Raw genomic sequence first — 6191 nt, 5'->3', positions numbered from 1 at the left:
CACTTCAAATTTTTGCCTCTAAATAAAATTAACACCCAAAATGACGAAAATGGATTTTATAAATCATTGTATAACAAATATTTATAATTACAACTAAGCAAAAAATAAAAAATCTGCGGAAGTCAGGAAAAAACATTTAAGAACAAGACTTACAATTTTTTAACTAAGGAGATTTTTTATAAAAATACTTTCTACTCCCCTTTTACATCGTAATAATCTCTCAATTGATTGGCTAAAGAAATGAGAGATAGTATTAAGCCGACGATGCATAGGGCAGGAAAGAGCACCGTCCAGGGTTTACCCATAAGTAGATACGCGTAGTGATCGCGAATGATGTTGCCCCAAGAGGGTGTAGGTGGCTGCACGCCAAGCCCTAAAAAACTGATACCACTCTCGAGCAATACGGCAGTTGAGAAGTTGGATGCGGCTAAAATGAGGATTGGCCCTAATATGTTTGGAAAAATATGTACCGATAAGATGCGCCAGGTTGAAAGACCGCCGATTTGAGCTGCGAGGATGTATTCCTTCTGCCGAATCGACATCACCTTACCGCGCACAGTACGAGCCACATCTACCCACATGGTGAGTCCGACAGCTACAAATACCTGTGCCAGCGATTTGCCAAACACCAAAGTAAACGACATAACCAGCAACACCGATGGTACACTCCACACCACCGTAGCCAGCCACATGATGCTTCTATCAACGGCACCTCTAAAATAACCGGCTACTGCACCAAGGGGTATACCTACCGATAAACTTACAATCATTGCTAAAAAGCCAATAGAAAGTGATACACGAGAGCCATGAGCTATGCGCGCCCACATGTCGCGCCCAAAGCGGTCGGTGCCGAGATAAAATATCTTTTGCTCAAGGGAGTATTCAGATCCTTCTTTTAGTGCAACCTGAGTTTCTTTTTTATTGTAGTAAATAAGTAGAGCATTTTTAGAAATTCTAACAATACTGTCGGCAGGATAGTACTGAATTACCTGAGTAGCATTATCCGATTTTGTCAATTTAACAAATTGAATATGTGTAAAAGGAGGTATGAGTGCGTATTCCAATTGAATGTGATCGTAAGCACCCGGACCTTCTTTGGGCAGTAAAAAAGAAAGCGCAGCAATGGAGACAAACATCCCAATAAAAAAGGCAGGAAGACCCCATAGTGGATTGCGTCTTCTACTGACAAACATCACTTATTATCTAAGGTCGTAAAGTACGCGAATTGCCTCTTGCAACTGCACATCACGGCTCAAATCGCCGACCCACTTTTTCCACTCCCGCTGGTCATCGCCCTTTTGAGTAAGCTCTGCCACCGTTGAAGTCGGAATCACAAACGGTATGCTGTCGGTGCTTATATACACATCCTTGTAGCGCTTCGATTCCTCTTTCAAGCGACGTTGGGTGGCGATATACTCTTCCCACTTGAGTGATATAGCTGACTTCTCCTTGTTGTTGGCCAACCAACGGGCGTAGCTTTCCATCAGCTGAAATTTTGGATTCTCAGCGATGCGTTTTTTTGCTTTCTCGATGGCTGAGGGGAAGGTAGCATTTTGCGTCCAGCGGGTGTAGGTAGCTGGGGCAATTTCGGAATAGGCAATGGCATTTTTTAGTTCGCGCTCACCAAAGTCGAGATAGCTATATTGATCGGGAATTACGATATCTGGCGTTACCCCTTTGAGCTGCGGAGTACCTCCATTGATGCGGTAATATTTCTGGATAGTAATTTTTAGAGAACCCAGAGGTTTCATATCTCGATTGCCAAAGCCCACGGCACGGTCATAGTCGAGCATGTTTTGTACGGTGCCTTTTCCAAAGGTGTGGTTAGGACCGATGATGAGTGCCCGGCCATAATCTTGCATAGCAGCAGCAAAGATTTCGCTGGCACTGGCTGAGAAATGATTGACCATCACAACGAGAGGTCCATCGTAAACCAAAGCAGGATCACGATCAGAGAGTACGCGCGCAGGCTGTCCAGTGGCTTTTACCTGTACTATCGGACCTGAGGGAATGAATAATCCTGCGATATCAATAGCCCCTTCGAGTGTACCACCGCCATTGCTGCGTAAGTCAACGATGATGCCTGCCACTCCTTCTTTTTTAAGGCGATCTACTTCTGTGCGCATATCTTGAGCGCAGTTTCGATTGGTCTCTTTGTAAAAATCTACATAAAACTTTGGCAAGCGAATGTAGCCAAGCTTTAGCCCATTGTATTCAGCAATGGCTGAGCGGGCAAAGGCAGCTTCCATCTCCACTACATCGCGCACAATGGTAATGTCGCGCCGGCTACCATCGGCCTTGCGAACGGTGAGGGTAACTTTTGTGCCCTTTTTGCCGCGAATGAGCTTTACCACTTTTTGAATGCTCATGCCCACCACATCGGTAGCTTCACCATTTTCTTGTGTCACGCGGAGAATTTTATCGCCCTCCTCAAGCTCACCTTGGCGCCAACTGGCACTGCCCGGCACGATGCGTTCAATGGTAACAAAGCCATCGCGGTTGACCAATTGGGCGCCGATACCTTCAAATTGGCCAGTCATTTCGATTTCGAAATCCTCCTGACGCTGAGGTGGATAGTACTCAGTGTGAGGATCAAAATTCTGTGAATATGCATTGATGAAAAGGCCAAACCAGTCGTTGCGATCCATATCGCGCAGCATGTCAAACCACTCTTTTAGCTGTTCGCGCTCCTTCTTTCGTGCTTCTTGTTCGGCTTGCTCTGTAATCTCAGGTACGAGCAGTTGGTCGGTAGTGCTTGTATCGATCGATTCATAAAGCCTTACCAAAACTCTGTATTTCAAATATTTTTTCCAGTTTTCTTGGAGTTCTTTGGCATTTTTTGCAAAAGTTTGGCGATCGTCATCTGTTTCATAAACTTCTTTTTTAGAAAATTTAATAGGTTCATTTAATTGTGAGTTTGCGAGCTCTTCTGCCTCTTTGATACGTTGTAAAATGCGCTGATACATCTTCTCAAACAAACTCACATCGCCGTCTTGCAACATTTTGAGCATATTATTCTTTTGTTTTGAAAATTCATCGATATCCGACTTTAAAAAGAATTTTTTCGAAACATCGAAGTTTTCAACGGCTTTAGAGAAAATGCGCTGCGACAGCTCAGCATTTGCTACTGGAGGTTGAAGGTGTTGAGTAAATAGAGCAGAATAGGTAATTTGCATAATCAGCTTTTCGCGCTGCTGTACCTTGTTGGTGGTACTGCCAGGTATGCAACTGATCAAAATAAAAGACGTGACCACTAGCGAGGCCAATGAACGCAAAGGCTTTTTATTCATCGTGTGATTTAAGGAAGTTTATTTTAAATTTTTCGCTTGTTAAAATAACGGACAAATCCTGGTTTTGTTAACAATTCGTCGTTTGAATTAAATTCGATTACATAGTGCCATAAGATAGAAATGATACCTGCAGCAAAGAGAAGTGCAGCAGGCAGTTTGTAAGCAAAGTGGAAAAACTCCCCAGCCATCCAAGTAGAATTCGCTGAAATCCAAAATAATACAGCCAAATTTTGGTAGAAGAGAAATTTATTGAACACCGTTTTTACACAAATGTGCAGCGCTATGGCAACTGCTGGTAAAATCATTGCTATTCCAAGTGGTTTATAGACCAATAACCATGCGATATCCTTAGCGAGCCACACGGGGATGTGAAGGGTGTCGAGGGCTTTGAGCTTTTTTTCGTCCAACTTTAAGCGGTTTTTCTTTTCGCAAATGTAAAAGTTTCACCGATTGAAGTATGCAACTCGTGCGCTGAGTGTGCGATAATTTGGTAAAGTCGTTTCTTTGTCTTTTAGATAGTTTTGTGGCTCATTTTAAAATGAAAAATCGCTCCTTTTGAAAGTTCTACACCTAGTTCCATCCCCTGCAATCACCGGACCGGTAACAGTAGCGCACGAGTTGGTACATTCACTGCAAACCAAAATTGAAGCATCGATTGCATATTTCGATGAGAAAAAAGGCTTTCATTGGAAATACGGTCAGAAAATATCTTTTTTTAAAGCTTTTGAATTTTTTGAATATCTAGAGTACGATATCCTTCACAGCCATACACTACGACCTGATGTATTCTTATTCATCCGCAAGTTCCTAAAGCCAAAAATCATTGCCGTAAGTACGTTGCACAATTATTTCTATGAAGAATATCGCCTGGAATATCCAAAAATACCAGCTCTAATAGGCATCGCGGCTCATCACTGGAGTTTGAGCAACAAAAGTGCCCTGGTAGCCATTACCCCACACATGCAGAAGTTTTATAAGCGAAAGGGCTTCAGAAATGTCCATTACATCCCTAACACTCGAATGTTACAATCGCCTAATGGCGACAATCTAAAACTTGCCGAAAGCATCAAAAAGTGGGCTGATGGAAACACATTGCTCATGACCCTAGGTACAGCAAATGAGCGCAAAAATCTGCAGGCAGTAGTTCCACTGTTAAAAAAGAATCCAGATTGGCGATGGATTCATGTCGGCGATGGTCCCTTGCTACCAGCTTTAAAAAAAGAAGTTGAATACTTCGGGCTACATCATCGGGTATATTTTGCGGGATTTGTGCCTGACGGCAACCAACTCCTGAGTGCTGCGGATGTTTTATTACTGCCTTCTTTGAGCGAGGGCTTTCCACTGGTGGTGCTTGAGGCCTTTCAGCGCAAGGTGCCTGTGGTCGTTAATGATATCCCGACGTTCGAGGGTCTATTTTTGGATGAAGTTGTAAAATGTGTTGTGACAGAACTAGAACAATTTTTTCGTGCGGTTCGATATGCACTCGAACATCGAGATACATTATGCACTAAAGCAAAAGCTCGATTTGATGCTGAATTTTCGCCACAGGCAGTAGTAACCGCATATTTGCGCTTGTATGAATCCCTTCTCTGAGCACAGGCTACCCATAACTGTACTATTGCCCATTTATCACGGCGATAAAGCTCTTTGGCTTCGAGAATCGCTAAAAAGCATAGAAGCTCAAACAGCAAAAGCCTCTGAAATCATTATTGTACAAGATGGTCCTATCTCGGGCGAATTGGAAGAAGAATTGCACCGTTGGCAAAAGCATTTACCTGAAATCAAAATAGTAAAACTCCCTGAAAACCGGGGCATTCCTGCTGCACTCAACGCCGGTGTTCAAGCTGCTTCTCAACCTTGGATAGCTCGTATGGATGCGGATGACATCGCAGAGCCGTACAGATTTGAAATACAATGGCAATTTTTACAAAGGCACCCAGAGGTAGCCATCATCGGTTCATGGATTGACGAGTACGATGAGGGTATGAAGTATAAACTTGCATCTAGAGAGCTTCCTACTTCGCACGCAGATATCTTTCGATTTGCACATTGGCGCTGCCCCTTCAATCATCAGACGGTGCTGTATAGACGCGATGCCGTACTATCAGTGGGTGGGTATCCCTTAGAAAAAGTTATGGGCGAAGACTATGTGCTGTGGACGCGCTTGCTGCATGCCGGCTACTTGGCAGCAAATATTCCCAAAGCCCTCGTTCGCGTACGCGCTGGCACTTCGCTCATTTACCGGCGAAGAGGCCGGAAATATTTAAAATTGGAGTACAAATCGATGTATATGATTTACCAAATGGGCTTTTACAAGTGGTATCACTATGTGATCCAACTCCTAATTCGGACTACAGTGCGACTTATGCCTGTTAGCCTTGTAGAGTCCGTTTATAAACTTCTAAGAAAAAATTAACCAGATTGACCTATCTATTGACAATGCCTATTGGCGCCACAGCTGGCCGCCCATGCAAAAGGCTTACCGGCTGCCTCGTAACCAAAACTCTTAATAAAGCCCATGGAGGCATCGTACAACTGATGGGAACGATACCCCGGCTTTGAGTTGATATCTACGTGTATTTCGATGCGCGCCAAGTCTTTTATGCATTCGGCTATCTCCACGGCTTTTGTCACTTCATTCCATAGCCTTGAAAACGAATCAGTAGGTTTAGGCATCATGGTATGGGCATATAGTTCTGAAACGCCCTTTCCGACATCCCACAGACAAATGACGATGGCGTATTTCACATACTCGCCCTTGACCTTCGAATCGGCGCCGATAAAAATCCTTCCTTTTGGATGGTCGGCTAACCATTGCTCCACAAAAGCACGTATGTCGGTCACTTTGCGGCCAGCATTGTCTTTAAACACCATTTTTGACGTCATAGCTGTACTTTTTGC

The 6191-nt window shown here is 43.7% G+C and carries 6 protein-coding genes; 2 read left to right on the top strand and 4 right to left on the bottom strand.

From position 1 onward, the window contains the following. Positions 1–191 precede the first annotated feature (191 nt). Genes EIP89_RS02800 through EIP89_RS02790 form a run of 3 tightly spaced genes read right to left on the bottom strand, consistent with a single transcriptional unit; the run spans position 192 to position 3697 of the window. A complete protein-coding gene (locus EIP89_RS02800; protein ID WP_218019312.1) occupies positions 192–1193 on the bottom strand; it encodes an ABC transporter permease in 1002 nt (333 codons plus the stop codon). Between the two features lie 6 nt (positions 1194–1199). Next, positions 1200–3290: a carboxy terminal-processing peptidase gene (locus tag EIP89_RS02795; RefSeq protein WP_124397133.1), complete on the bottom strand. Its 2091-nt coding sequence runs from the start codon at positions 3288–3290 to the stop codon at positions 1200–1202. A 23-nt stretch (positions 3291–3313) separates the two neighbouring features. Then, positions 3314–3697, bottom strand: coding sequence for a hypothetical protein (locus EIP89_RS02790; RefSeq protein WP_124397132.1), 384 nt, complete (start codon positions 3695–3697; stop codon positions 3314–3316). Positions 3698–3845: 148 nt separating this feature from the next. Between EIP89_RS02790 and EIP89_RS02785 the strand changes: the two genes are divergently transcribed. Together EIP89_RS02785 and EIP89_RS02780 are read left to right on the top strand one after the other, a co-directional pair. Then, a complete protein-coding gene (locus EIP89_RS02785; RefSeq protein WP_124397131.1) occupies positions 3846–4883 on the top strand; it encodes a glycosyltransferase family 4 protein in 1038 nt (345 codons plus the stop codon). Further along, positions 4867–5706, top strand: a complete 840-nt coding sequence (locus EIP89_RS02780) for a glycosyltransferase (protein WP_124397130.1) — start codon at positions 4867–4869, stop codon at positions 5704–5706. The genes EIP89_RS02785 and EIP89_RS02780 overlap by 17 nt, the downstream gene beginning before the upstream one ends. Positions 5707–5720: 14 nt before the next feature. Here the strand turns inward: EIP89_RS02780 and EIP89_RS02775 are convergent, their stop codons facing one another. Next, on the bottom strand, positions 5721–6176 hold the full coding sequence (locus tag EIP89_RS02775) for a ribonuclease H-like YkuK family protein (protein ID WP_124397129.1): 456 nt from the start codon (positions 6174–6176) through the stop codon (positions 5721–5723). Between the last annotated feature and the right edge of the window lie 15 nt (positions 6177–6191).

It is taken from the genome of Thermaurantimonas aggregans, assembly GCF_003851885.1.
GTDB classification, from domain to species: Bacteria; Bacteroidota; Bacteroidia; order Flavobacteriales; family Schleiferiaceae; genus Thermaurantimonas; species Thermaurantimonas aggregans.
The sequence above is the reverse complement of the archived record's forward strand: the minus strand, read 5'-3'. Positions and strand labels throughout refer to the sequence as shown.

Excerpts from the sequence above, each read along its gene's own strand:
- EIP89_RS02800 (WP_218019312.1), bottom strand. The coding sequence starts at position 1,193 with ATGTTTGTCAGTAGAAGACGCAATCCACTATGGGGTCTTCCTGCCTTT.
- EIP89_RS02780 (WP_124397130.1), top strand. The coding sequence starts at position 4,867 with ATGAATCCCTTCTCTGAGCACAGGCTACCCATAACTGTACTATTGCCC.
- EIP89_RS02775 (WP_124397129.1), bottom strand. The coding sequence starts at position 6,176 with ATGACGTCAAAAATGGTGTTTAAAGACAATGCTGGCCGCAAAGTGACC.
- EIP89_RS02795 (WP_124397133.1), bottom strand. The coding sequence starts at position 3,290 with ATGAATAAAAAGCCTTTGCGTTCATTGGCCTCGCTAGTGGTCACGTCT.